24 protein-coding genes and 4 tRNA genes are annotated in these 22,591 nt (G+C 67.6%); 13 read left to right on the top strand and 15 right to left on the bottom strand.

Features of this window, described 5'->3' with window-relative positions:
* Positions 1-616 precede the first annotated feature (616 nt).
* From hemE to hemQ, 3 genes are all read left to right on the top strand, one after another.
* A complete protein-coding gene (gene hemE / locus ACIA76_RS21105; protein WP_397153542.1) occupies positions 617-1,693 on the top strand; it encodes a uroporphyrinogen decarboxylase in 1,077 nt (358 codons plus the stop codon).
* 232 nt (positions 1,694-1,925) lie between these two features.
* A complete protein-coding gene (locus ACIA76_RS21100; protein WP_397153541.1) occupies positions 1,926-3,272 on the top strand; it encodes a protoporphyrinogen oxidase in 1,347 nt (448 codons plus the stop codon).
* Between the two features lie 184 nt (positions 3,273-3,456).
* Positions 3,457-4,152 carry a hydrogen peroxide-dependent heme synthase gene (hemQ, locus tag ACIA76_RS21095; protein ID WP_397153540.1) on the top strand — a complete coding sequence of 232 codons (696 nt, stop codon included), beginning with the start codon at positions 3,457-3,459 and terminating at the stop codon, positions 4,150-4,152.
* Between the two features lie 60 nt (positions 4,153-4,212).
* On the opposite strand, the gene msrB is transcribed toward hemQ, so the two are convergent.
* The 4 genes from msrB to ACIA76_RS21075 form a co-directional block, all read right to left on the bottom strand.
* The gene (msrB, locus tag ACIA76_RS21090) at positions 4,213-4,656 is read right to left on the bottom strand and encodes a peptide-methionine (R)-S-oxide reductase MsrB (protein WP_397153539.1); all 444 of its coding nucleotides are present in this window, start codon (positions 4,654-4,656) and stop codon (positions 4,213-4,215) included.
* 19 nt (positions 4,657-4,675) lie between these two features.
* On the bottom strand, positions 4,676-5,992 hold the full coding sequence (locus ACIA76_RS21085; protein WP_397153538.1) for a glycosyltransferase family 87 protein: 1,317 nt from the start codon (positions 5,990-5,992) through the stop codon (positions 4,676-4,678).
* Between the two features lie 110 nt (positions 5,993-6,102).
* Complete coding sequence (locus tag ACIA76_RS21080) at positions 6,103-7,662, bottom strand: alpha/beta hydrolase (RefSeq protein ID WP_397153537.1); 1,560 nt, start codon at positions 7,660-7,662, stop codon at positions 6,103-6,105.
* Positions 7,663-7,694: 32 nt separating this feature from the next.
* On the bottom strand, positions 7,695-8,468 hold the full coding sequence (locus tag ACIA76_RS21075) for a pyrimidine reductase family protein (protein ID WP_397153536.1): 774 nt from the start codon (positions 8,466-8,468) through the stop codon (positions 7,695-7,697).
* Positions 8,469-8,503: 35 nt separating this feature from the next.
* On the opposite strand from ACIA76_RS21075, the gene zapE reads away from it, so the two are divergent.
* From zapE to ACIA76_RS21060, 3 genes are all read left to right on the top strand, one after another.
* Positions 8,504-9,523, top strand: coding sequence for a cell division protein ZapE (gene zapE / locus ACIA76_RS21070; RefSeq protein ID WP_397153535.1), 1,020 nt, complete (start codon positions 8,504-8,506; stop codon positions 9,521-9,523).
* 64 nt (positions 9,524-9,587) lie between these two features.
* Entirely contained in the window at positions 9,588-10,397 is an 810-nt protein-coding gene (locus ACIA76_RS21065) for a tyrosine-protein phosphatase (protein ID WP_397153534.1), read from the top strand.
* 139 nt (positions 10,398-10,536) lie between these two features.
* Complete coding sequence (locus ACIA76_RS21060; protein ID WP_397153533.1) at positions 10,537-11,445, top strand: class I SAM-dependent methyltransferase; 909 nt, start codon at positions 10,537-10,539, stop codon at positions 11,443-11,445.
* Here ACIA76_RS21060 and ACIA76_RS21055 read toward each other — a convergent pair.
* The gene (locus ACIA76_RS21055; RefSeq protein WP_397153852.1) at positions 11,408-11,956 is read right to left on the bottom strand and encodes a GNAT family N-acetyltransferase; all 549 of its coding nucleotides are present in this window, start codon (positions 11,954-11,956) and stop codon (positions 11,408-11,410) included. The two genes, ACIA76_RS21060 and ACIA76_RS21055, sit on opposite strands and share 38 nt — an antisense overlap.
* A 220-nt stretch (positions 11,957-12,176) precedes the next feature.
* Here ACIA76_RS21055 and ACIA76_RS21050 point away from each other — a divergent pair, with 220 nt between their 5' ends.
* Entirely contained in the window at positions 12,177-12,515 is a 339-nt protein-coding gene (locus ACIA76_RS21050) for a nitroreductase/quinone reductase family protein (protein WP_397153532.1), read from the top strand.
* Between the two features lies 1 nt (position 12,516).
* Here ACIA76_RS21050 and ACIA76_RS21045 read toward each other — a convergent pair whose 3' ends face one another.
* Positions 12,517-13,698 (bottom strand): MFS transporter, encoded by a 1,182-nt coding sequence (locus tag ACIA76_RS21045; RefSeq protein ID WP_397153531.1) that lies wholly within the window; start codon positions 13,696-13,698, stop codon positions 12,517-12,519.
* A gap of 230 nt (positions 13,699-13,928) precedes the next feature.
* Here ACIA76_RS21045 and ACIA76_RS21040 point away from each other — a divergent pair, with 230 nt between their 5' ends.
* A complete protein-coding gene (locus tag ACIA76_RS21040; protein ID WP_397153530.1) occupies positions 13,929-14,870 on the top strand; it encodes a hypothetical protein in 942 nt (313 codons plus the stop codon).
* 39 nt (positions 14,871-14,909) lie between these two features.
* Here the strand turns inward: ACIA76_RS21040 and ACIA76_RS21035 are convergent, their stop codons facing one another.
* Positions 14,910-16,100: a hypothetical protein gene (locus ACIA76_RS21035; RefSeq protein ID WP_397153529.1), complete on the bottom strand. Its 1,191-nt coding sequence runs from the start codon at positions 16,098-16,100 to the stop codon at positions 14,910-14,912.
* Positions 16,101-16,311: 211 nt separating this feature from the next.
* Positions 16,312-16,704: a hypothetical protein gene (locus ACIA76_RS21030; RefSeq protein ID WP_397153528.1), complete on the bottom strand. Its 393-nt coding sequence runs from the start codon at positions 16,702-16,704 to the stop codon at positions 16,312-16,314.
* A 265-nt stretch (positions 16,705-16,969) separates the two neighbouring features.
* Between ACIA76_RS21030 and ACIA76_RS21025 the strand changes: the two genes are divergently transcribed.
* Positions 16,970-17,194: a hypothetical protein gene (locus tag ACIA76_RS21025; RefSeq protein WP_397153527.1), complete on the top strand. Its 225-nt coding sequence runs from the start codon at positions 16,970-16,972 to the stop codon at positions 17,192-17,194.
* Positions 17,195-17,252: 58 nt separating this feature from the next.
* Here ACIA76_RS21025 and ACIA76_RS21020 read toward each other — a convergent pair whose 3' ends face one another.
* Positions 17,253-17,915, bottom strand: coding sequence for a DUF4360 domain-containing protein (locus ACIA76_RS21020; RefSeq protein ID WP_397153526.1), 663 nt, complete (start codon positions 17,913-17,915; stop codon positions 17,253-17,255).
* 241 nt (positions 17,916-18,156) lie between these two features.
* Between ACIA76_RS21020 and ACIA76_RS21015 the strand changes: the two genes are divergently transcribed.
* Positions 18,157-19,161 carry a methyltransferase gene (locus ACIA76_RS21015; protein ID WP_397153525.1) on the top strand — a complete coding sequence of 335 codons (1,005 nt, stop codon included), beginning with the start codon at positions 18,157-18,159 and terminating at the stop codon, positions 19,159-19,161.
* Between the two features lie 40 nt (positions 19,162-19,201).
* Here ACIA76_RS21015 and ACIA76_RS21010 read toward each other — a convergent pair.
* The 3 genes from ACIA76_RS21010 to ACIA76_RS21000 form a co-directional block, all read right to left on the bottom strand.
* A tRNA-Val gene (locus ACIA76_RS21010) sits at positions 19,202-19,276 on the bottom strand.
* A 15-nt stretch (positions 19,277-19,291) separates the two neighbouring features.
* A tRNA-Cys gene (locus ACIA76_RS21005) sits at positions 19,292-19,362 on the bottom strand.
* 23 nt (positions 19,363-19,385) lie between these two features.
* Positions 19,386-19,458 (bottom strand) — tRNA-Gly (locus ACIA76_RS21000).
* Positions 19,459-19,781: 323 nt separating this feature from the next.
* Here ACIA76_RS21000 and ACIA76_RS20995 point away from each other — a divergent pair.
* Positions 19,782-19,853 (top strand) — tRNA-Val (locus tag ACIA76_RS20995).
* A 99-nt stretch (positions 19,854-19,952) separates the two neighbouring features.
* Here ACIA76_RS20995 and ACIA76_RS20990 read toward each other — a convergent pair.
* Positions 19,953-20,249 carry a helix-turn-helix domain-containing protein gene (locus tag ACIA76_RS20990; RefSeq protein WP_397153524.1) on the bottom strand — a complete coding sequence of 99 codons (297 nt, stop codon included), beginning with the start codon at positions 20,247-20,249 and terminating at the stop codon, positions 19,953-19,955.
* A 179-nt stretch (positions 20,250-20,428) separates the two neighbouring features.
* Here ACIA76_RS20990 and ACIA76_RS20985 point away from each other — a divergent pair, with 179 nt between their 5' ends.
* Positions 20,429-21,223, top strand: a complete 795-nt coding sequence (locus tag ACIA76_RS20985) for a cysteine hydrolase family protein (RefSeq protein WP_397153523.1) — start codon at positions 20,429-20,431, stop codon at positions 21,221-21,223.
* 54 nt (positions 21,224-21,277) lie between these two features.
* On the opposite strand, the gene ACIA76_RS20980 is transcribed toward ACIA76_RS20985, so the two are convergent.
* Positions 21,278-21,523, bottom strand: coding sequence for an HAD family hydrolase (locus ACIA76_RS20980; protein WP_397153522.1), 246 nt, complete (start codon positions 21,521-21,523; stop codon positions 21,278-21,280).
* On the opposite strand from ACIA76_RS20980, the gene ACIA76_RS20975 reads away from it, so the two are divergent.
* Positions 21,455-21,862 carry an NUDIX hydrolase gene (locus ACIA76_RS20975; RefSeq protein WP_397153521.1) on the top strand — a complete coding sequence of 136 codons (408 nt, stop codon included), beginning with the start codon at positions 21,455-21,457 and terminating at the stop codon, positions 21,860-21,862. The genes ACIA76_RS20980 and ACIA76_RS20975 overlap by 69 nt on opposite strands.
* An 81-nt stretch (positions 21,863-21,943) precedes the next feature.
* On the opposite strand, the gene ACIA76_RS20970 is transcribed toward ACIA76_RS20975, so the two are convergent.
* Positions 21,944-22,384: an NUDIX hydrolase gene (locus tag ACIA76_RS20970; protein WP_397153520.1), complete on the bottom strand. Its 441-nt coding sequence runs from the start codon at positions 22,382-22,384 to the stop codon at positions 21,944-21,946.
* Positions 22,385-22,591 lie beyond the last annotated feature (207 nt).

The raw sequence follows: 22,591 nt of genomic DNA, 5'->3' as shown, positions 1-22,591 counted from the left end.
GCGGCCCCCCCCTTACGCTGCTCCCCCGACCCAACCCGGCCACCGGCCATGGGCCCCCCCCCCCCCCCCCCCGCCACGGCCGCGAACCGTTGCTGGGTGGGGTTGCTCCGAGTGGTTCGGTGGTTGTGGGTTTTGGGGTGTTTGTATGGGGTCCTGGACGGTGAGGTTGGTTTGGGGCTCGCTGGTGGTGGGTTGGCTGCGCTGTGTGGTCCGGCTCGGGCGACCGCGTTGGGTGGTCGGGTTGGGGCGAGTGCACTGGGTGGTGGGGTTGGTGTGGCCGTGTTGGGTGGTGAGGTTCGGGCGACCGCGTCGGGTGGTGAGGTTTGGACGACCTCACTGGGGATGGGGTTGGTGCGGCAGTGGTCAGGCTCGGACGACCGCGCTAGTTGGTGGGGGGTGCCCCACCGGTGGGTGGGGTCGGATGGATGGGTGGGGCTCGGACGGTCTTATGGGGTGGTGGGGCTTGTATGAGCTCCGTCAGGTGGTGCGGGTCGCGCGGTGCTCGCTGGTGGTGAGATTCGTACGGCCCTACCGGGTGATGGGATTCATATGGGGTCGCGCGTGGCGAGGGTGGGTCGCCGGGTGGTGGGCTGGTGCGGGGTGGGCACGACATACGATGGCGATGATGAGTACGTCTACGCGCCGCCGGTTGTCCGATGCGCCGTTCCTTGTTGCCGCCACTGGTGGTGTGCCGAGTCGGCGTCCTGTGTGGTTCATGCGGCAGGCCGGGCGGTCGTTGCCCGAGTATCGGGAGTTGCGCGCCGGGGTCGGGATGTTGGCGTCGTGTTTCGATCCCGAGTTGGTGTGCGAGATCACATTGCAGCCGATTCGGCGGCATCGGGTGGATGCGGCGATCCTGTTCTCCGACATCGTGGTTCCGCTCAAGGCCGCGGGCATCGATCTCGATATCGTGGCGGGGGTGGGCCCGGTGGTGGCGCAACCGGTGCGCACGGTCGAAGACGTGCGGGCCATGCCGCGGCTGCGGCCCGAGGAGGTGGGTGCGGTCGCCGAGGGCGTCCGGCTGCTCGTCGGTGAGCTGGGCGAGACGCCGCTGATCGGATTCGCCGGTGCCCCTTTCACTCTCGCCTCCTATCTGGTCGAGGGTGGTCCGAGCCGCCATCATGAGCGCACCAAGGCGATGATGCTCGGCGATCCCACTACCTGGCACGCGCTGCTCAGCACGCTCACCGATATCACGATCGAATTCCTGCGCGCCCAGCTGGCCGCCGGGGTGGACGCCATTCAGTTGTTCGATTCCTGGGCCGGGGCGCTGTCGCTGGCGCAGTACCGCGAATACGTGCTGCCGCATTCGGAACGTGTGTTCGCCGAGCTCGCCGACGCCGGTGTGCCGCGCATCCACTTCGGTGTCGGCACGGGCGAGCTGCTCGGTGCGATGGGCGAGGCCGGCGCCGATGTGGTCGGCGTCGACTGGCGGGTGCCACTGACCGAGGCCGTGCGCCGCGTCGGGCCCGGAAAGGCGTTGCAGGGCAACCTCGATCCGGCCACTCTCTTCGCGGGCTCCGCGGTGATCGAGCATGAGGTTCGTCGCATCGCCCACGAGGCGGACGAGGCAGTGGCCCTGGGCGCGGCCGGTCACATCTTCAATCTCGGCCACGGCGTGCTGCCCGATACCGATCCGGGCGCGATCACCGCCACGGTCGAGCTGATCCACAGCCTGCCCTCGCCGCTGTAACCGCGCCGACGGTCCTCCGACCAGCTGCCGAAAGGCGCCACCTCCCAGTGCAAGTGAATCGTGAGTGTGGTGCGCAGTTGGGCCGCGTCGTCCCGGAATCACAGCGTCGATCCCGCGTGCCCTTCGAACAGCCAGATCAGATCGGCGAGGTCGGGGATCTGCATGAACCGACCGGATCGACCCGAGGGTAGGTTGCAACGGAGGTGCGGATGCGCGGAACAAGGAGTGGTCGATGCGGGTCGCGGTGATCGGTGGCGGGATCAGCGGGCTGGTCGCGGCGTATCGGCTGCGGGCGGCGCTGGGGGACGCGCTCGAGCTCACCCTCGTGGAACGCACCGAGCGCATCGGCGGGATCCTGTACACCGGTGAGATCGCCGGGCGGCCGATAGATCTGGGCGCCGAGGCGTTCGTGGGCCGGCGGCCCGAAATCCCGGCACTGCTACGGGAATTGGGCCTCGAGGAGCAACTGGTGTTCCCCGCCGGATTGCGTCCGCTGATCTGGTCGGCGGGCGCGGCGCATCCGCTGCCGGAGCGCACGCTCATGGGTATTCCGGCGGGACCCGACGCCGTCACCGGACTGGTCGACGACGCGACGCTGACATGGATCGCCGACGAACCGAACCGCCCGCTGCGCTGGGAGCGCGGCGGTGACATCTCGGTCGGGGCGCTGGTGGCCGACCGGTTCGGCGAGCAGGTCGTGCGGCGCAGCGTCGATCCACTGCTCGGCGGTGTGTATGCCGGACTGGCGAATACGATCGGCGTGCGCGCCGCGCTGCCCACCCTGGCGGCGGCCCTCGACGCGGGCGCCCCGAACCTGTCGCGGGCCGTATCGGACGCGCTCCCGCCGCCCTCGACCGCACCGGTATTCGGCGGTATCCGCGACGGATACCGCGTACTGCTGGACGCGCTGCTCGGCGCGGCCGCGCCCAAGCTCGAAACCGGTACGGCCGCAACGGCACTGGAACGCACCGCGCGGGGCTGGCGGATGGATCCGGTCGGCGAGGTCGACGCGGTGATCCTCGCGACACCGGCCCCGGCGACCGCCCGACTGCTGCGCGCCGCCGCACCGGCGGCCGCGCGCGCCGCCGCGGAGATCGAACTGTCCTCCTCCGCCCTGGTGGCCCTGGCCCTGCCCGCCGACACCCCGCTGCCCGGCAACTCCGGCATCCTGGTTGCCACCGGAGAACCCCTGCGCGCCAAGGCTTTCACGCTGTCCAGTCGCAAATGGACCCATCTGGCCCACCGGGATGTCGCCCTGGTTCGCGCCTCATTCGGCCGCTTCGGCGATGACATCCCGCTGTCCTGGACAGACGCCGAGCTCATCACCGCCGCCACCGAGGACCTGTCGACCGTCACCGGTCTGCGCCTCGCACCGCGCACCGCGGTCGTGCGGCGCTGGCGCGGCGGTCTGCCGCAATACGCGCCCGGCCACAACGCCCGGATCGCCGCGATCGAGGCTGCGGTCGCCGAACTGCCCGGTCTCGCCGTCGCGGGTGCGTATCTGCACGGCGTCGGCGTGCCCGCCTGCGCGGCCACCGGAATCGCTGCGGCACAACGGATCCTCGGCGAAGCGAGCTGACCCCGGCGGGGAGACGCGTCCGTATTCGATGTCATGTGCGCAGCGTGGCAGCAAGCACCGACAACCGAGCGTCCTCGCACCCTTTCCCGCGCTTCGCACCCGTTGCAGGCGCCCGCACAGGGTGCGAAATGCGGGAAAGGGTGCGGTTGTGCGGGCGGGCTGCGGCGGGTGGCACGATGGGAGCATGGCGCGACTCGATTATCAGACGCTCAACTCGACCATCCGTTACCTGATGTTCTCGGTGTTCCAGGTGGAACCGGGTGTGCTGGGCGAGGATCGGGCGGCGGCCGTGAAGGAGGCGCGGGCGTTCTTCGAATCGCTCGAGGAGCGCGGGATCGTGGTGCGCGGGCTCTACGACGTCGCCGGAATGCGCGCCGACGCCGATTTCCTGATCTGGTCCCATGCCGAGCGCATCGAGGATCTGCAGTCCGCCTACGCCGACTTCCGCCGCACCACCGAACTGGGCCGGGCCAGCATCCCGGTCTGGAGCAATGCGGCGCTGCATCGCCCGGCCGAATTCAACAAGAGCCACATTCCGGCGTTCCTGGCCGGCGAGGAGCCGGGCAACTACATCTGTGTGTACCCGTTCGTGCGGTCCTACGAGTGGTATCTGCTGCCCGACGAGGAGCGTCGCAAGATGCTGGCCGACCACGGTAAGGCCGCGCGTGGCTATCCCGACGTGCGCGCCAACACCGTATCGTCGTTCGCGCTGGGCGACTACGAGTGGATCCTCGCCTTCGAGGCGCCCGAACTGCACCGCATCGTCGACCTCATGCGCGATCTGCGCGCCACCGAGGCCCGCCTGCACGTGCGCGAGGAGATCCCGTTCTTCACCGGCCCGCGGGTCGATATCGAGAAGCTGATCAACGCCCTGCCCTGAAACCGACTGCACCCCTGGCAGTTCGGGGCGTGTCCAGCGAGGACTCGCCCCGAAGGGTTCTCAGCGCGATGCGTTGTCCGAGGGCTGCAGCCGCAGGGAGATGGAGTTGATGCAGTACCGCTTGTCCGTCGGCGTGTCATAGCCCTCGCCCTCGAAGACGTGCCCGAGGTGGCTGTGGCAGTTGGCGCACAGCACCTCGACCCGGCGCATGCCCAGTGAGGTGTCCTCCCGCAGGATCACCGCCTCGGACTTCGAGGGATCGAAGAACGACGGCCAACCGCAGTGCGAAGGGAACTTCTCGGTGCTGCGGAACAGCTCCGCGCCGCAGGCCCGGCACTCGTAGACGCCGTCGGTCTCGGTATCGGTGTACTCGCCGGTGTAGGCGCGTTCGGTGCCCGCCTGGCGCAGCACCGCGTACTCCTCCGGCGACAGCCGCGTCTTCCATTCCTGCGGCGTGAGCTGGATCTTCGGCGCGGGGAGCGAGGTGTCGGAGTCGGAACTCATAAGCCGAGTCTAATGATGGCTAACTGAGAGTGCCCGCTTGGCTTTTCGTGGTCTCGGCGGGCAGATCGGCGCGCGCGGCGCGGGCGGTCTGCCCGTTGGGATTCCAGGCGTGGCGATCGGTGGCCGTCAGCAGGAATGCCGGATCGATGCCCTCGTCGAGCCGTCCCTCGCGCCGCGCCGTCAGATACCGGTCGCCCAGCACGCAGAACACCACGACCAGCAGCAGTCCCCAGCCGAAGGTGACCCGTAGATACTCCAGCGCCCGGCCGGTGCTCTGCCAGTGATCCAGCAGCCACTTGTCATAGGTCATGAAGCCGAAGATCGCCAGCCACGCGGGCCAGTTGCGCAACACCGAATTGCGCAGCACCACCGTCATCAGGAACGGGAACAGCAGCATCGAGTAGTACTGCTGGCCCAAGCCGAGCAGCAGGAACTCCGCGGTCAGCAGCACGCCCGTGGCGGTGCAGACGAAGAACAGCTCATCGCGCCGGTAGTACCGGTACAGCAGCCATAGCGAGATCAGCGCCAGAATCGCCATGGCCAGCCGCATCGCCCACGTCAGCCAGACCGGCAGCCCGTAATAGCTGGCATTACCGACGATCGCGCTGTTGAAGTAGTCGCGATTCTTGAGGATGTACGGTCCCGTCCGGCGGACGAAGTCCATCGGATCGGTGATCAGCGGCCAGGCGATCGCGTTGAGCAGGATCGGTACACCCAGCGCGGTGATGAGCACGCTCCACTGCCTGCGCATGATCGGGATCAGCAGCATCGGCGCGAGCGTCGGCTTGACCGCGAGCGTCAGCCCCATCACGAGCCCGGCGAGCAGATCGCGCCGCCGCAGCAGCAGGTGGATGAACACCACCTCCGCCAGCAGCACGACACCGTTCACATTGCCGAAAGCCAGTGTGTTGATGACGGTTTCGGAGGCGAACATCAGCAGCAACAGCAGCGGCGCGGCCGGCGAGGAGAGCCGGAACTTGAACAGCCGCAACAGCAGATACCAGGCCAGGATGATGGCCAGCGCGTTGAGCCCCATGAAGCACCATTTGGACTTCTCGGGATCGATGAACGCCAGCGGCGCGATCAGCAGCGTGCCGCTCGGCGGGTAGAGATAGTGCGGGTCGACGTAGTCGAAGTTCTCGTTGTAGACGGCTCGGCCGTGGAGGAACGCCAGCGAGGCCCGGTATACCGGAGCGAAGTCGTCGGTGACGGTGAAGTTGGTGGCCTTCACGATCACCTGATGCAGCACGGTCATGATCGCGAACGGCCACAGGGCGAAGTTCAAGACCTCGGCGGTGGTACGAGCGGTGCGTGGCTCGAGCTGACGAAACAACACTGGGGCACGGTACACCGGGAGGGCACCGCGTGGTTGCGCGGACCCGCCGTCAGGCGTGCCGCAGCGCACTTTTCACCATTCGTTCGCATCACCGCGGTGAGCGGTCGCGATTATGCGGGACAGGCGGTTCCGTCGGCGGGCAGTCTCGCATCCTTCAGGTAATCGGTCAATGCCTGCTGCGCGCAGCCGGAATGGGTGAGCACCGGATGTCCCCAGCCCTGCCAGCCGATCGTGGCCGTGGTGGCCCCCGCGCGGCCGAGCACGCCGGTGACGGTCGGCAGCGCGTCGCCGCCGGTGACCGGATCGGCCGTGGTGCCGAGCAGCAGCACCGGCAGCGTGAACTTGTCCGGCAGCTGCGGCGGATTGGGCACCGGCCAGGCCGCGCAGGCCATCAGTCGCACCGCCGCGTCCCGGCCGAATACCGGATACTGTGCGCCCCAGGTCTTTTCCAGCTCCTTGGCCCGATCGGGGGTGGCGGGCTGCTGATTATCGCTGCACCGGGAGACGAATTGCCCATCCGTGCCGACCGCCGCCGATTGTCGTTGTACGAGTTGGCCGATCGGGCCGCGGTCGCCCCGCCCGGCCGCCGAGAGCGCGTCGGCGAGTTCGGCCACCCGATTGCTCTGATCGGCGCGCGGATCGCCGAGGAATCCGGAGATTCCGGCCAGCAGCGCACCCGCGGACAGATCGCCCAGCCCGCCGCCGCGCGCCTGGTTGACCAGACCCGCGATCGCGGCATGCGGATCGGTGCCGAGTGAACAGCTCAGGGCCGCGCAGCGCTGGGCGAAGGCGGTCAGTGCCGCCTCGGCGCCTCGGACCCGCTGTTCGGTGCGGGTGACGGCATCGGCGTCGACGGCCTGCGGGGCATCCAGGATCAGCCGGGCCAGATGGTCGCCGTACTTCGCGGCGTAGCTCAGCGCCACCCGCGCGCCGCTGCCGGTCCCGACGAGCGCGATCCGATCGACCTGCCACTGTTTGCGCAGCTGCTCGATATCGTCGGCGGCGTGTGGCGCGTCGAAGGTGCGCTGATACGGCTGCAGGAAGTCCTGGCAGGCGATCGTGGCGTCCTGGCTGAACTTGACCATCGCATCGACCGGATCGCCGGGGGAGAACTGCGCGCTGTCGGCGAGGCCGCGGCGGGTGTCGTTGGGCATACAGTCGATCGGCTGCGAACTGCCCAGCCCGCGCCGATCCACCGCCACCACCGGATGTGCCGCCAGCACGGCCGAATTCGGCGCTGCGGCCAGTCCGGCGAGGGTCGCGGTCGAGGAGCGGTCGCCGCCGGAGGTGAGCACCAGCGGCGGCGCGTCGGCGGGCGTGGTGGCCAGCCGGGCCCGCACCGCCGCGATGCGGAAGGTGCCGAGCACCGAGCCGCCGGTGTCGATCGGGGTGGAGTACTCGGCGCATTCGAAGATCAATCCGGTCGGCGGTGCGCCCAGGCCGAGCAGGTTGAAGGTGGGCGCGGCGCAGTCGCGCCAACTCAGATCGGTCTTGGGCACCTCCGCCCCGGGGGGCGGGGCGGGCGCGGGCGAGGTCGTCGGGGGCGAACCCGCCTGATGCGCACGCTCCACCGCCACTCCGGGCCGATCCGACGGCCCCGCACCGCAGGCGGCGGTGAGCACAACCGTCAGCGATGACGACACCAGCAGGGCGGCCCGACTCCAGCGCATGCGCTACAGCCTGCCAGGTTCACCGAGCCGTTTCAGCTCTGGGTGTGCCCGCGTTCCCAGCGTGTCAATACCGCGCCGTCGTCGTCGAGCAGTGCGTGGCACAGCATCATCGGGGTCGGCAAGGCATTGGGCGACACGGCGATTCGGCCCGTGGTACCGCCGACGAGCAGTGGCGACACGGTCAGGCACAGCTCGTCGACCGCGCCGGCGACGATCAGATCGCCGAACAGCGACGGCCCGCCCTCACACAGCACGCGCAGCAGTCCACGCTCGGCGAGTGCGGCGCGAATGCCCGCGGCCGACACGCTGTTCGCGCCCGCCTCGACCACCTCCGCGCCCGCCTCGGCGAGCGCGCGCTTGCGGTCCGCGGGCGCGGTGGCGGTGGTGAGCACGATCGGCGGGCGGGCGGTATCGGTGAACAGGCGGGCGGTCGGATCCAGCGCCGCGCTCGCGGTGACGACCGCGATCGGGGGCGCCGCGCCGTCCTGGGCGCCGCCGAGACCGTGGTGATAGAGCCGGATACGCCGGAAGCTGTCGGTGCGGGCGCCGCCGTAGTTCTCCGCGCGCGCCGTGCCCGCGCCGACCAGGATCACATCGGCGAGATCGCGCAGGATCCGGAAGACGGTCTTGTCCGCCGGTCCGCCCAGCGCACCGGATCGGCCGTCCAGCGCCATCGCGCCGTCGATACTCGCGATGAAGTTGGCTCGAATCCACGGGGATTCGAGCCGTGCCGGATAGGCGTACAACCGCACCAGATCGTCGGCGCCCAGCGTTGTGAACTGGATCGCATTGGGGACACGCTGCATAACGACCGATCACACCACGTCAGTAGGCTGTGCGGGTGCAGCAACACCTCGTCGATCGCAACCCTGAGGTTCCGGCCGATCAGCTCATCGCCCAGATGGTCCCGCCGCCCACCTTCGACGAGGTGAGTTTCGCCTCCTACATTCCCGACCCCGAGGAGCCGAGCCAGGCCGAGGCCGTGCGCAAGGCCGAGCAGTTCGCGGGGCAGGTGAACAAGATCCACGCCGCGCAGGGCCGCAAGAGTCTGTTCGGTAAGAAGAAGCAGGTCGACGGCGCGGGACTGTATCTCGACGGCGGCTTCGGCGTCGGCAAGACCCACCTGCTCGCCTCGATCTTCCACGCCTCGCCCGCGCCGAAATCGTTCGGCACCTTCGGCGAGGTGACCAATCTGGTGGGCGCGCTGGGCTTCACCAACGCGGTGGAACGGCTGTCGGCCAACAGCCTGCTGTGCATCGACGAATTCGAACTCGACGATCCGGGCGACACCATGCTCGTGTCGCGGCTGCTGACCGAGTTGACCGCGCGCGGCGTCTCGGTCGCGGCCACCTCCAACACGCTGCCGAATCAGCTGGGGGAGGGGCGTTTCGCCGCCCAGGACTTCCTGCGCGAGATCCGCAAACTGGGCGCGCTGTTCGAGACCGTGCGCGTGGACGGTCCGGACTACCGCCACCGCGATCTGCCGCCCGCGCCGGAACCGACCGCACCCGAGGTGCTGGTCGACAAGGCCGCGGCCACACCGGGTTCCACGCTCGACCAGTTCGACGCTCTGCTGGCCCATCTGAGCACCCTGCACCCGTCGCGCTTCGGCGCGCTGATCTCGGGCGTGTCGGCGGTCTTCATCTCCGATGTGCACACCGTCACCGATCAGGCCGTGGCGTTGCGCATCGTGGTGCTCGCCGACCGGCTCTACGACGCGGGCATTCCGGTCACGGTATCCGGGGTCAAGCTGGACAAGATCTTCTCCGAGGAGATGCTCGGCGGCGGATATCGCAAGAAGTATCTGCGCGCGATCTCACGACTGCTCGCGCTGTCGCGGTTCGAGGTACCGGCCGCCTGACCGAGCAATCGCTCGGTGTACCGTGACGGGCGTTCGAGAGCTGTACGACCGTCCAGGAGTTGTCATGGTCCATCGTTCCGTACGAATCACCGCGGCCGTCGCCGCCAGCGTCGCCATCGCCTGCGGCCCCGCGCTGGGCACCGCGCTGGCGGTCGATCCGCCGACGGCCACCGGGTCGGTGGTGAGCAATCTCGACGATCGCTCGCTGCATCTGCAGGGCGTGCTCAACGCTCGCGATCTGGGCGGCTATCGCACGACCGACGGTCGCCTCGTGCGCTCGGGCCTGGTGTTCCGCAGCGGTGACCTGAGCAAGGCCACCGACGCCGACCTGGCCACCCTCACCGGACATCGGGTGCGCTCCGTCGACGACCTGCGCATGGGCATCGAGCGGACCTTCCTCCCCGACCGCGTTCCCGCTGGCGCGCAGGAGAATTGGGACGACATCATCGGCCAGGCCTCGCCGCAGGTGATGGGCTCGGCCTTCGCCGCCGGCCCCGATCTGTACCGCGCGTTCATCACCGCGCCCGGCGCGAATCAGGGCTTCGCCAACGTTCTGCACGACATCGCCGCCTCCGGCGACGACGCGGTGCTCTACCACTGCACCGCGGGTAAGGACCGCACCGGCTGGATGTCGGCGGTGCTGCTGAGCATCCTGGGCGTGGACCGCTCGACGGTGACCTACGACTACCTGCTGTCGAACTTCTACCGCAACGCCGCCCCGAACGACGGCCTCAATGGTGTCGTCCCCGCCGCCCTGGACGCCGCCTTCGCGCAGGCCGACCAGACCTACGGCTCCTTCGACAACTATGTCCACGAGGGCCTGAAGCTCACCGACGCCGATATCGCCGCCCTGCGGGCCAAACTGCTGTCCTGAGCTGCGCCGGCACCGCCGATTTGATTCCAGCTGGGCGAAACTTAGTTAACGGACGTAAGATCTTTGTGTGTCCGTCATCACGGACGATCGCTCGTTATCTGTTGCGTCACAGCTGGTTTCTAACTATGGGAGGAATGCCGTGCGTACTGAAGGGGATACCTGGGACATCGTGAGCAGTGTGGGGGCGACCGCGCTGGGCGTGGCCGCCGCTCGGGCCATGGAAACCGAGGAGCCCGATGCACTGGTGCGCGACGATTACGCCGCGCTGTTCGTCACCGCGTCCAGACATGAGGGTATGAACCGCCTGCTCGACGATCCCTCGGTGCGCGATGGGTCGATGCTCAGCTCGGGCATGATCGGCCTGCGCACCAAGTTCTACGACGACCACTTCCTGGCCGCGGCCGCCGACGGCGTGCGGCAGGCGGTGATCCTGGCCGCGGGGCTCGATGCCCGCGCCTATCGGCTGCCGTGGCCGGCGGGCACGGTCGTCTTCGAACTCGATCAACCCAAGGTGCTCGAATTCAAGCGACAGGTGCTCGCCGACAACGACGCGGTCCCGGCCGCGGATCGGCGCGAGATTCCGGTGGACCTGCGCGACGACTGGCCCGCCGCCCTGCTCGACGCGGGTTTCGATCCGTCCGCGCCCACGGCCTGGACCGCGGAGGGGCTACTGCCGTATCTGCCCGGTGCGGCGCAGAACGCGCTGTTCGAGCGGGTCGAGCGGCTGTCGGCACCAGGGAGTCGCCTGGCGCTCGACGCGCTGAGCAGCTCCCTCGATCTGGATAAGATGATCGACTTCGAAGACGAGTACATGAAGAATTCGCCCATGTCCGGGATCGATCTGCGCGGCCTGTTCTACACCGACGACCGCGCCGAGCCCGAGGCCTGGTTCGCCGCCCACGGCTGGACCGCGACGCCGGTGACGGTGTCCGAACTCGCGGTCCGCTACGACCGCGAGCTGCCGAAGCTCCCGGAGCAGTTCGAGGCGATGTTCCAGGGCTCCCGCTTCGTCACGGTCGCCAATCCCCGCACAGCACCTTCTGCATGACGTAGTCCTCGCACACCTGGGCGCCCACGGTGAAGGTCTTGACACCGACCTTGTCGAATCCATGCTTGCCGTAGAACCGTTGGGCCCGTTCATTCTGTTGATCTACACCCAGCCATACGACCGTGTACTCCCCGCGTCGCGCGGTGTCGACGGCCGCTCTCATCAGCGCCGTCGACACCCCGCTGCCGTGATGGCCCGGCAGTACGTACATCTTGTTGATCTCGATCGCCGGTCGGTGCACCACCGCCCGCGCCACCTCGGGATCGGCCGGATCCCCCGCGATCAGCATCGTGTAGCCGACGATCTCCTCGCCCGCGACCGCCTTGAGCACCGTCCGATCCGGATCGCTCAGATAGTCTCCGAACCGATCCTCCGACAGCGCCTCCTCGATGAACCTCTCGATCTGCTCCGGCGGCAATCCGGGTGGGCATGCCAGCGGGAAGGTGGTCGCCGCGACATCGCTGAGGGCCTCGGCGTCCCACAGCCCGGCCCGGTCCACGGTGACTGGGATATCGGTCATGCTCCCATCGCACCACATGCTCATCCGAACATCCCGCTGCGCCGCACCCGGTGCCGTGGCATCGCGCGGAACCGTTGCCGGGTCACGGTTCTCGACGATCCACCCCGCCGACGTCCGGGGATCAGAGGGCTTGGCATGCGGGCTCGAACGGCCTCCGGCGGCGGCCATGATCGGCGCGCCCGGGCGCCGGACCCGTGCGTAGGCTGAACAGATGACAGCGATGCGTCTGCTCGCCGGGTTCAATCGTCGGGTGACCAATCCAGGCTTCCGCCTGTTCGCCGGGCGGGCCGAGGGATACGCGAATGTGGTGCACACCGGCCGGCGTTCGGGTCGCACCTATCGCACGCCGGTCGGGATCACCTGGGACGGAGATCAGCTGCTGGTGGCCGTGAACTACGGCCGCGGCAGCGATTGGGTGCGAAATGTGCTGGCGGCCGACGGATTTCGGCTCGAGCATCGGGGTCGCGAGATTCCGATGGATCGGCCGCAGCTGGCCTGCATCGGCAGCCGCTACTTCCTCATCGCGGACCGGGTGCGGGCGAGGAGCTGAATCATCCTGCGCGCCTGGGATGGAAGTAGCGCGCGGCCGCGATCAGCAGCACCGCGAAGGCCAGTGGAATCGCGAAACCGATACGCAGAGAGGTGGCGTCGGCGAGCGCGCCGACCACCCCGCCGCCGACGAGAGTCCCGGCGTAGTTGAACAGATTGAGGCGGGCGATGACCGCGTCGAGGCCGCGCCCGCCGGTGAGTTCCCCCGCCTCGCTGAAACACAGCGGGGCGATCACCGGCAGGCCGAGACCCGCGACGAGGAATCCGGCCAGGGCGAGGATCGGAGTGGGCGCGGCGATCACGAGCGCCAGGCCGAGGGTGCCGATCGCGGCGGCCGTGCGCACCACCACCCGCGGCCCGAAGCGGCGCACGAAGATATCGCCGGTGAGCCGGGTGAGCAGGGACGCGCCCTGATATGCGGCCAGCGCGAGGGCGGCCGTCGCCGAGGAGGACAGCAGCTCGTCCTTCAGATACAGCGCCGACCAGTTGCCGACCGCCAGATCGATCGCGAAGACCAGGGCCATCGCCACGCCGATCGCGAAATACGCCCGCAGCCCGACGATCTCGGCCGCGGCCGCCTCCGCGGGTTCGGCCTCGGCCTGCCGGGTGCCCAGCAGCCGCGAGCCGAATGCCCATCCGGCCACCAGCACCACCGCGGCGGCCACGAGGATCGCCTCGGTCACGGTGATATGGATCTTCTCGCATCCGGCGACGAACAGCGCGCCCAGAATCGACCCCGCGCTCCACGCCGCGTAGAACGACGACAGCACGAACCTCCCGTACCCGTGCTGGATGAACACCGCCTGCATATTGGTGCTCGCATCCACCACACCGACCGCGATCCCGTACCCGCCGAGCGCGATGAGCAGCACCGCGACATTCGGCGCCAGCGCGATGCCCAGGCCCGTGCATGCGATGAGCCCCAGCCCGATTCGCAGCGCCACCCGGCTCGACCAGTGCACCGCAAGGCGTTCGGCGAGCACACTGCCGCCGGCCGCCAGCAGTGAGATCGTCACCACCGCGAGCAGGATCGTGGTATCGCTGAGCCCGAACCGATCCCGCTGCTGCGGCAACTCGGTGAGAATCACGGCCAGGAAGAAGCCCTGCAATCCGAACGCCACCGAATTCGCTACCCGGGCGGCGCGCAGCGGCGACGAGATCTGCGCGGCAGCTGTCGGCGTCATTGCCGCAGCCTAGCGGCCATCCGCCGCATCCGCGCGCGGTCCGATCCGGCTTGCCGTACCGACCGTTTGGATGTCGGATCGAGATCCGGCGGGAGACCTTGGTCACGTTGTGCTCCCGGTTGGATAACGAATCCGGTCTGGTTCCCGTGAAGGGGCCTGACCTTTACGGCACTCTGGAGGGGGGCGGACCGCAACGGCCCGCCGGTGCACGGTGTAGGGGAAGTGGTCGCGTGAGCACGAAGGAACGGACCGACATGGGTCTCGGTCATGCGGCGGTACTGGCCCCGGGACCGACGGATCTGCCGATGATGGAACCGAATCCGCGCGGTCATCTTCCCGGGGAGCGCTGTCGCGAAACCGACTGTGGCAACTGTCACTGGGATGTGCAGCGACTCAAGTACTGGTTACGCGGCCGCCTGCTGGCCTGCGGCGCCGACGATGCCGAGGTCGACCGCCCGCTCGGCGCGCAGACGCCGGGTGTGTTGTGGCGGCGCGGTTCTCGGCTGTGCGCGATCGAGGTGCGCAGCGCGCCGGTCTCCTTGGCGCATGCGCAGGAACGCACGGCCCGGCTGCGGGCCGTGGGCTGCGACGAGGTGTTGTGGCTGTGCGCCCCCGGCTATTGGGTATCGCGGCTGCCCGCCCTCGGGGTGGCCGATTTCGCCCCGCTGGTCTGCGAGTACCAGGCCGACTCCGGCATGGTCGCGGCCGGTCCGGCGGGCGTGGCGGAGCCGCACGACAAGCCCTGGGCGGTGCGGGAATTCATCGAGGGCTGGGTGGCCGGCGAGCTGGCCTGGGGATATCGCGACGAAATCACGGGAGGGTGGACGACGGTGGCCGACTGGGAGCAGCACACCCGTGCGCAGGCACTGCTGATCGCGCAGCAGCGCCAGGAGCTCATGCATCAGCGCACGGCATTGGCCTTGGCGCGCAAGGCGACCCGGGACAAGGCCAAACAGGTGCACAAACTGTTGCATCGACTCGAGCGCGCCGAACAGGTCACCGAGCACCTCGACTCCGCGCGCCGGCGCATCGCCGAGCACGATCGCGTCGATGCCACGCTGCGCGTCACCGTAGCCAAACAGCGTGAGGCCCTGGTGCATTGGCAGCTGATCACTTGCTTCGCCATGTTGCTGATCGTCGCCTTCATCGCCGCGGGAATCCTGCTGCACTGATCCTCGATCCTCGGGGCACGTATGGGACGCGCGTGATGATCAGGCGGCGAGATCCCGGGTGAGACGGAACGGGCCACGCTCCCAACGCCATCCGTGTCGCAGGGTCATCGCGGTCAGGTCGACGACATCGATACCGGTGTCGTCGACATAGCGACGGAACTCCGGCCAATCCAGCGGGCCGGCGGCCAACCGGTTGCGCAGCATGTTCTCGTGCCGAGCGTCCACGCCGTGGCGCAGGAGATCGGATTCGTCGAGCTTGCTGCCGGTGAAAACCAGCCAGCCCCAACCGCGTTCGTGCGCCCAGTCGCGTGCGGCGGCGAGCTTGACGCGATTACCGTGCACCGCGAGCCGTCCCAGCGGGACCACATCGATCAGCAGCGCCCGGCCGTCGGCCAGGCGCGCGGCGACCGTCGGATGATGGGTGCGGCGCGCGCCGTCGAGGCGGTAGTCGATCGCGGCGGGCCGCTCGACGAACGCCTCGACCTGTTCGCTCTGATCCAGCACGCGCAGCAGCCGCGCCTCCAGGGCGGTGTCGAAACTGGCCTCCCGGCCCAGCTTTTCGGTGAACATCGCGCCGCGCGCATCATCGTCGGCATCGAGCGTCGCGATCGGCGTCGCGGGCAGCGCGGCGGGCGCACCGGTCGGCCAGTCGGCTCGCCGCAACAGCGGAACCAGTTGTCCGCTCACCGATTCCAGCTGTCGCGGCTCGGCCGGATGCCAGCGTCCCCGCTGCTGCCAGCCCGCGATGCGCTGGAAGACGAATCCGGCGATCCGCTTGGCGTCCATCAGTGCGTGCCCGGCCAGGCGCAGCTTCAGATAGGCCAGATCCTGGGCGGCGATATCGGCATCGGTCGCATAGGTCTCGGCCAGCAGCGTCCGCACCAGCCGTTCATCGCCCCAGCCGACCGGATAGCGGTCGGCGAAGACGCCGGTGCCCGGCACGCCGGTGGCCCGCACGCGCCGGATCATCTGTCCGATCGCCCGCGTGTACACCTGACGCACCCGGTCGCGGGACAGCTCGTAGCGGACACCCAACAGCATCAGCGTCTCCGGCCGTTCCCCGTCGAGCCCGAGCCGCAGCGTGATCAGCTCCCCGTCCCGCGGCCGCTCCTCGGCCTGCGCGGCGACCATCGCGGCGATCGTCTCGTCGACGTCCTCCAGCCCGAAGGACAGGCCGTCGCGCAGATCGTCGAGCAGTCCGTCGCCGACCGCATCCATCCGGCTCGTCATCACGCCGTCCCCTTACACTTCGCACGTCCATTCGAAAGGGTATGCGGTCGGGCCGCATCCGGCCGGGAACCTGCGGCGTGTCCGCTTTGTCGGCCGGGAGTCCGCCGCCCTCGTGCGGCCCGTTTCGAGGACTGTCCGGGGCCTACGGATCGGCGGCCCTCGATGTGCCGTGCGGATCTGCGAGCCCCGGCGTCCGATCGGCGGGAGGTATTCACGCTGCGGGCCGGGTCCATCGTGGATCGGCGACCACTCCGAAACGCGTGATCGCCAACGCGGCGCACCACGCCACCGCGGCCGCCAGAGCGAGCATGTGGAATGCGGGTACGAAGTGCGGATCGTGCGGGGACCCCGCGACCGCGCCGAAGATCGCCACTCCAGTGGCGGTGCCGGTCTGGCGGGCGGTATTGGACACCCCGGTGGCCAGCCCGGCCCGGTCCGGGGGAGTGGCGCGGACGACCGCGGCGACGACGGAGGTGGTCACCAGGCCGGCACCGCCACTGGAGTGGCGCGAAACCGGCCAGCAGCCAACCGGATATCCACCCGTGCCGCGCACCCCGGTCAGCAGCAGCGAGCCGGCCACCGCGAGAACGCAACCGATGCTCACCGCCGCACGCGGCCTGCGGAGGGCGGTGAGGCGCCCGACACCGGCGCGACCAGAACCAGAGTAATTGCCAACGGCAGCACCATGATTCCCGCCGACAGCGGCGAAAGGCCCAGTACCTCTGGCGAATACGCTCATATCCGCAGTCTGGTCCCGGAATCCTTCGGTATTCGCCGAAGAATGGACGCTGCAGCGAGCAACCATGATTCGGTCTCGACCGAAGTATGCGCGCGGCAGACTGGGCTCATGACCGACGACCGAACTCGGCGTGGATGTGGAATCGGTTCGCCGCCAACGCCGTCCGCTGCTGCGCTTCTGCGTCGACTGGAGCGAACAGCGTCACCATCTCGGCGGCGCGCTGGGCGCCGCGGTGCTGACGAGGAGGGAATCGGCGGGCTGGGTGCGGCAGCAGAGCTCGTCGCGTTCGCTGCGGATGACCGATTCCGGGGTGCGGGTGTTGGATCGTGTGCTCGGCGTGGAGTTGGCGGCATGAACTCGGCCCCGGTCGAAACCGGGGCCGAGCCAGGACCTTCCGCGTTACCGCCGGACCGTCAGCACTGCTTCCACGCGAAGTGATACGTGGTGGTGATGCTGCCGTCGGTGGAATCCATCGTGATGAAGCTGGTGGTCTGCTTCGGATCCGAGCTACCGGCATTCACGCGCAGCTCGGTGTTGATGTTGAAGTTGCGGGTCTCGCCACAGGGTTCGTACACGATCGATGCGACATCGGTCGTATCGGTCGCCTGCCAGTCGTCCTGGAAGGCTCCGGTGAACGGGTGGTCGGCGTAGTCGGTCGGCGAGTTGCCCTGGAAGTAGTACCGGGCCCGTTCGAGCGCGGTCGCACCGTTCGCCAGGGATGCGAATCCCCGGTAGTCGGCCTGCGCGATCCCGTAGGTGAAGCCCTGCGGGACATGCACTTTCAGATTGAGCTGGCAGTTCTTCCGAAAATCGGTCGGCGCGGACCCGACTCCGACCTGGGCCATGTATTGGCTGTAGGTCACGGTGAAGGCGGTGTTGTCGGGCGACACGGCAACGGCCGCGGTCCCCTGCGGGCACCCCGACCCGTTGACGGTCACAACGTCGATCACGATCTTGTCGGGCGGCGGGGGAGAGTTCCATCCGGGCGCCGTCGGCGCCCCGAAGGCTTGTGCCCCCGACATGGACATGGCGAACGCGAACATAGCAGCGCCGATTGCGGCGAACTTCTTATACATGGGATTCCTCGCAGATGCTCCGGTCGATTCTCCGGGGGCAGACTCACTCACTGTAGGTTGTATAACTGGAGCATTAAACCCCTAGTGAGAGAGGGGGTTTCACATAAATGAGCAGATGATGGTATGTGTCGCAACATGTTTGGAAAGCCATGACGCTGATGATGTTGATAAGATTGATGTTTCGAAAAGCGCGCGTAGCGTTGCTCGGTATTCGGTTGACAGGCATGCGACGTTGACTGCTGTGAACGAGCACAACATCGCCGCGATCCGAAACCGGGCCGCCCTGGCCACTCCCATGGCTCTGCGTGTCGCGGTGACCCTGGGCCTGCCCGACCGGCTGCGTGGCGGCGGCGCCACCGCCGAGCAGATCGCGACCGAGATCGACGTCTCGCCGGTGGCGCTCGAACTACTGCTCGGCCACCTGGCGACCCTCGGAATCGTCGAGCATGCCGCCACCGGCTACCGGACCACCGACTACGGGGCGACCCTCTGCAGCGACGCCGACAACGGCCTGACCAACTTCCTGCACCTGAACATGGCAGGCGGCCGCGCCGAATTGGCGTTCGTCGAACTCCTGCACAGCATCACCACCGGCCACGCCGCCTACGCCCGCCGCTACGGCCACGACTTCTGGACCGATCTCGACCGAAACCCGCACCTGCGTACGTCTTTCGACCGCCAGATGACGCATCGATTCCGCGACCAGATCCCCCACATCGTCACCGGCTACGACTGGAGCCGCTTCGCCACCATCGTCGACGTCGGCGGCGGTCACGGCACGGTCCTCGCCGCGATCCTGGCCGCCCACCCGCGCCTACGCGGCCACCTCATCGACCTCGAACCCACCGCGACCGAGGCCGCCCACACCTTCGCCGCACACCATGTCGAGGACCGAACCCGAATAACCGCCCGCAGCTTCTTCGACCCGCTACCGAAGGGAGCCGATGCTTATCTCTTATGCGACATCCTGCACGACTGGGATGACGACCATGCGCACCGAATCCTCGCCCGCTGCGCCGAGGCCGTCCACCCGACCGGCCGCATCCTGATCATCGAACCGGTCGGCGGCCGCGCCGCCGCAACCGAATTCGACCTCGCCATGCTCGTGATCTTCGGCGGCCGCGAACGCCGAATCGACGAATTCCGCACCCTGGCCACGGCCCACGGCTTGATCCTGAACGCCGCAATCGACCTGACCGACCAGCGCTGCCTACTGGAATTGAGCCTCGCCCTCACGGGCACATAACAAGAAAAGCCCCCTCGAAAGGGGGCCTGACCTGCTACTTTGGTGCGCGATACTGGGATTGAACCAGTGACCTCTTCCGTGTCAGGGAAGCGCTCTCCCGCTGAGCTAATCGCGCATGGGTGCCTCTAAGAGGCGGCGACGGGAATCGAACCCGTGTGCACGGCTTTGCAGGCCGTTGCCTCACCACTCGGCCACACCGCCAACCAAGGCCGGGTTGGCCTTCGAGCGGATGACGGGATTCGAACCCGCGACCCTCACCTTGGCAAGGTGATGCGCTACCAACTGCGCTACATCCGCATTTCGCTTCCGGCACTCTTTCGTGCTGTCCGGCTGCGAGAAAGAACATTAGCCCACGATCCGCGCGACCAACAAATCGCCTGGTAGACCGGGGTAAATGTGAATGACAAGCATGTAGTTCCGCTGCTCGGCGCGGTTGTGGACCTCTGAACCGAAACCACGCCGAGCATACCGATCAGTCGGTTTATCCACCCCGCCACCACAACTTCCTTCCCTCCCTGTAACCCGCAGGTAGAACCCCGATTTGGTGTGACGCCGGTGATGCGTGTTAAGGTTCCATCTCGTTCGGAACGGGCCACAAACCCGCGCCGAGCCCACAATAAGGTCCCATAGCTCAGCGGGAGAGCGCTCGCCTCACACGCGAGAGGTCGCTGGTTCGAAACCAGCTGGGACCACAGAAAAACGGCTGGCCATCGCGGTTCTCGCGATGGCCAGCCGTTTTCGTGCAATATATGTGCAATATCTGCGCGGTCAGCGACCGTGGTCGCCGCCGGTCATCGCACTCGTCGCATGGCCTTGTCGATGTCTTCGAGTGCGATGCGGATCTGGCCGCGGAACTTGTAGGCGGGCAGGCTTCCGTCTCCGATCATGCGCCGGATGGCGTCGGCGCTGACGCCCGCGCGTGCCGCTGCCTGTTTGATCGACACGTAGCGGCTGGGTGCCGGAGTCGGTTCAGGCTTGGGTATCAGGACACCGCAGCCGGGGATCCACAACGCTGGAGGATCCGCCGCGCGCGTCGCGAGCGGCGACGGCATGCGTGGTGTATCGGCGCTGTTGGTGTGGATCGGCATCCACTAGTCGCCGGAGTTTCTCCGGGCAGATGATCGGCGGGAGACCCGCCTTGATGGGCAACCAAAATCGGCACACATCCTTCGCTCGAGGCGGTCTGTGTGTCCCTCGCGTATTCCATAGGAGCGGCGAACGGGCGTTGTGTCAAGGCAATCGGGGGTTTTGGTGCAGGTTGCGCCGCATGGATTTCCCACGGTCATGTCCGGCGGCGGCGATCATGGGGGAGACGGAGCTGGGGTGGCGGCAGGAGATGGTGACGATGAGTGACCTTGCGGTGCTGATGATCGACATGCAGAACGGCTACATCGCCGACGATGGGCTCCGCGATGCATTGGGATGGCCGCCGATCTGGCGGCTGGACGAAGTCGTCGCCGAGTGCCGGCAACTGCTCGACGTGGCGCGAGCTTGCAACGTCCCGGTGGTGCATTCCCGGCAGGTGAGCAGTCCGGCCGGGCAGTTGGCGGCCAACCCGCGCGCCGCCCGACACTTGCGATCCCGACAGCAGCGCCTGCCCGTGCTCGCGGCGGAGGAGCGGCAGTGGCGTTATGAGCTGATGGACGCGGTCGCCCCACATCCTGGCGAGATCGTGCTGGAGAAGACGCGCCACTCCTTCTTTGCCTACACCGAACTCGACCCGATCCTGAGAAGTATGGGCGCGCAACGGCTTCTGGTCGCCGGCCTGCAAACCAACGTGTGCGTTGAAGCCACCGTGCGCGCCGGACTCGAACGCAACTACGAGGTCGCGGTCGCCGAGGATGCCACCTCCACCGACGGCCCCGACCTGCACCACGGTGCGCTCAACTCGATGCGCGTGCTCTACGTCGAGATCGCACCCTGGCGCGAACTGCTCGCCGAGGGCGCCGCGTGGGACCGCGCTTACACCACGCCAAACTACGGCAGGAACCCGGACTACTGGCAGGAGCCTGCCGAAAACATCACCACGCCAACCGAATCCGGACGGGCTCAACTGAGATGACAACCCACAGGCAGAGCGCGGTGGGGGCAGTCCGTGGTCACGAAAGGCCGTTACTCATTGTGCTCGAATGGCTTTCGTGAGCGCGTCTATGTCGGTCAGATCATCGAGGACAACATCGGCGTCGGCCAGTGCCGACGCTGATGTGCCACCAGCTGCTACCGCTATGACCCTGGCGCCGCCCTTGCGAGCGGTTTCGACGTCCGCGGGGCTGTCCCCGATGAGAACAGTGCTGTGGCGGTCGAATACGGTCCCGACGCTTCCGGAGCGATCCTGCTGCAGCGCCGCCGCGACACCGGCCAATGGGCACTGCCCGGCGGAGTCATGGAACTCGGTGAAACCGCCGCTGAGTGTGCTGTCCGGGAGTGCAACGAGGAAACCGGCATCATCGCGGCGATCACGGGATTCCTTGGCGTGTACAGCAATCCGAACCATATCGTCGCCTACACCGACGGCGAAATCCGCCAGCAGTACGAGAACACCTACATCGGCCGACTGGTCTCCGGAGAGCCGGCCATCAACGACGAGGCCGACGAAGTCGCCTTCGTGAGCCCAGAAGAACTGGACCGCTACGACATCCACCCCAGCATGCGACAGCAGATCGGCCATTACCTATCCGGCAACTACCCATACCTCGGCTGAGCGAGACCGCCTCTCGGACGTACGACGCTACCTCCGGACAAAGCTATTTCCACACCGTAGTGAGGTGGGGAGGTCCAGCGTTCAGGCTTGCTGGTAGCGCAGGAGTACTTTCTTCACCGCGTCTGTCACTGGTGGTTCCTCGGTGAGTTCGGTCCAGGCGTATTGGTCGTGTTCCTGCAGCATGACCGGTGTGGCCGCGGCGATCTTGACGACGAAGTTGAACTGACTGCTGTTCTTCCCGCCGCCGGACCGATAGTCGAACTCGCCCAGATAGTGTCCGATGCCCACGACATCCAGGCCGGTTTCCTCCTTGACCTCGCGTGTCACCGCCTGGTCGAGGGTTTCCCCTGGCTCCACTTTGCCGCTGGGCAATTCCCAGATGCCGCCCATGAAGTCATCGCTCGGTCGCTGCAGCAGCAAAACCCTGCCCTCGTGCTGGACGATGGCACCGACCACGAGCCGCTGCACACCGTCGCGGTCAGCGTCGGTGACGAGCTTGGCCAGAAATGAGGAATCCTGCACGGAGATTTGACCTTTCGCGCGAGAGCGACGCGTCCAACCGGCTGCTATACACCAGGCGCTGCGACTCTAGCCCAGGACCGAGGGAGGAGGTCGTAAACTGCGGTGTCAGAGTGACCAAACGTCGATTGGCCGGTACTTCCAGAACAGCGATACCTCCAGAAACGGACGGGAAGCACATTATGGGAAATCGGGGCAATAGAAAGGTCG

It is taken from the genome of Nocardia sp. NPDC051570 (genome assembly GCF_044454005.1).
Taxonomy (GTDB): Bacteria; Actinomycetota; Actinomycetes; order Mycobacteriales; family Mycobacteriaceae; genus Nocardia.
Note: the sequence above shows the minus strand (reverse complement) of the source record. Positions and strands in the feature narration are given on the sequence as shown.

Bases quoted from the DNA above. Each gene is read 5' to 3' on its own strand.
- hemE (WP_397153542.1), top strand. From the start codon at position 617: ATGGCGATGATGAGTACGTCTACGCGCCGCCGGTTGTCCGATGCGCCG.
- ACIA76_RS21100 (WP_397153541.1), top strand. From the start codon at position 1,926: ATGCGGGTCGCGGTGATCGGTGGCGGGATCAGCGGGCTGGTCGCGGCG.
- hemQ (WP_397153540.1), top strand. From the start codon at position 3,457: ATGGCGCGACTCGATTATCAGACGCTCAACTCGACCATCCGTTACCTG.
- msrB (WP_397153539.1), bottom strand. From the start codon at position 4,656: ATGAGTTCCGACTCCGACACCTCGCTCCCCGCGCCGAAGATCCAGCTC.
- ACIA76_RS21080 (WP_397153537.1), bottom strand. From the start codon at position 7,662: ATGCGCTGGAGTCGGGCCGCCCTGCTGGTGTCGTCATCGCTGACGGTT.
- ACIA76_RS21075 (WP_397153536.1), bottom strand. From the start codon at position 8,468: ATGCAGCGTGTCCCCAATGCGATCCAGTTCACAACGCTGGGCGCCGAC.
- ACIA76_RS21065 (WP_397153534.1), top strand. From the start codon at position 9,588: ATGGTCCATCGTTCCGTACGAATCACCGCGGCCGTCGCCGCCAGCGTC.
- ACIA76_RS21050 (WP_397153532.1), top strand. From the start codon at position 12,177: ATGACAGCGATGCGTCTGCTCGCCGGGTTCAATCGTCGGGTGACCAAT.
- ACIA76_RS21045 (WP_397153531.1), bottom strand. From the start codon at position 13,698: ATGACGCCGACAGCTGCCGCGCAGATCTCGTCGCCGCTGCGCGCCGCC.
- ACIA76_RS21035 (WP_397153529.1), bottom strand. From the start codon at position 16,100: ATGACGAGCCGGATGGATGCGGTCGGCGACGGACTGCTCGACGATCTG.
- ACIA76_RS21020 (WP_397153526.1), bottom strand. From the start codon at position 17,915: ATGTATAAGAAGTTCGCCGCAATCGGCGCTGCTATGTTCGCGTTCGCC.
- ACIA76_RS20990 (WP_397153524.1), bottom strand. From the start codon at position 20,249: ATGCCGATCCACACCAACAGCGCCGATACACCACGCATGCCGTCGCCG.
- ACIA76_RS20985 (WP_397153523.1), top strand. From the start codon at position 20,429: ATGGATTTCCCACGGTCATGTCCGGCGGCGGCGATCATGGGGGAGACG.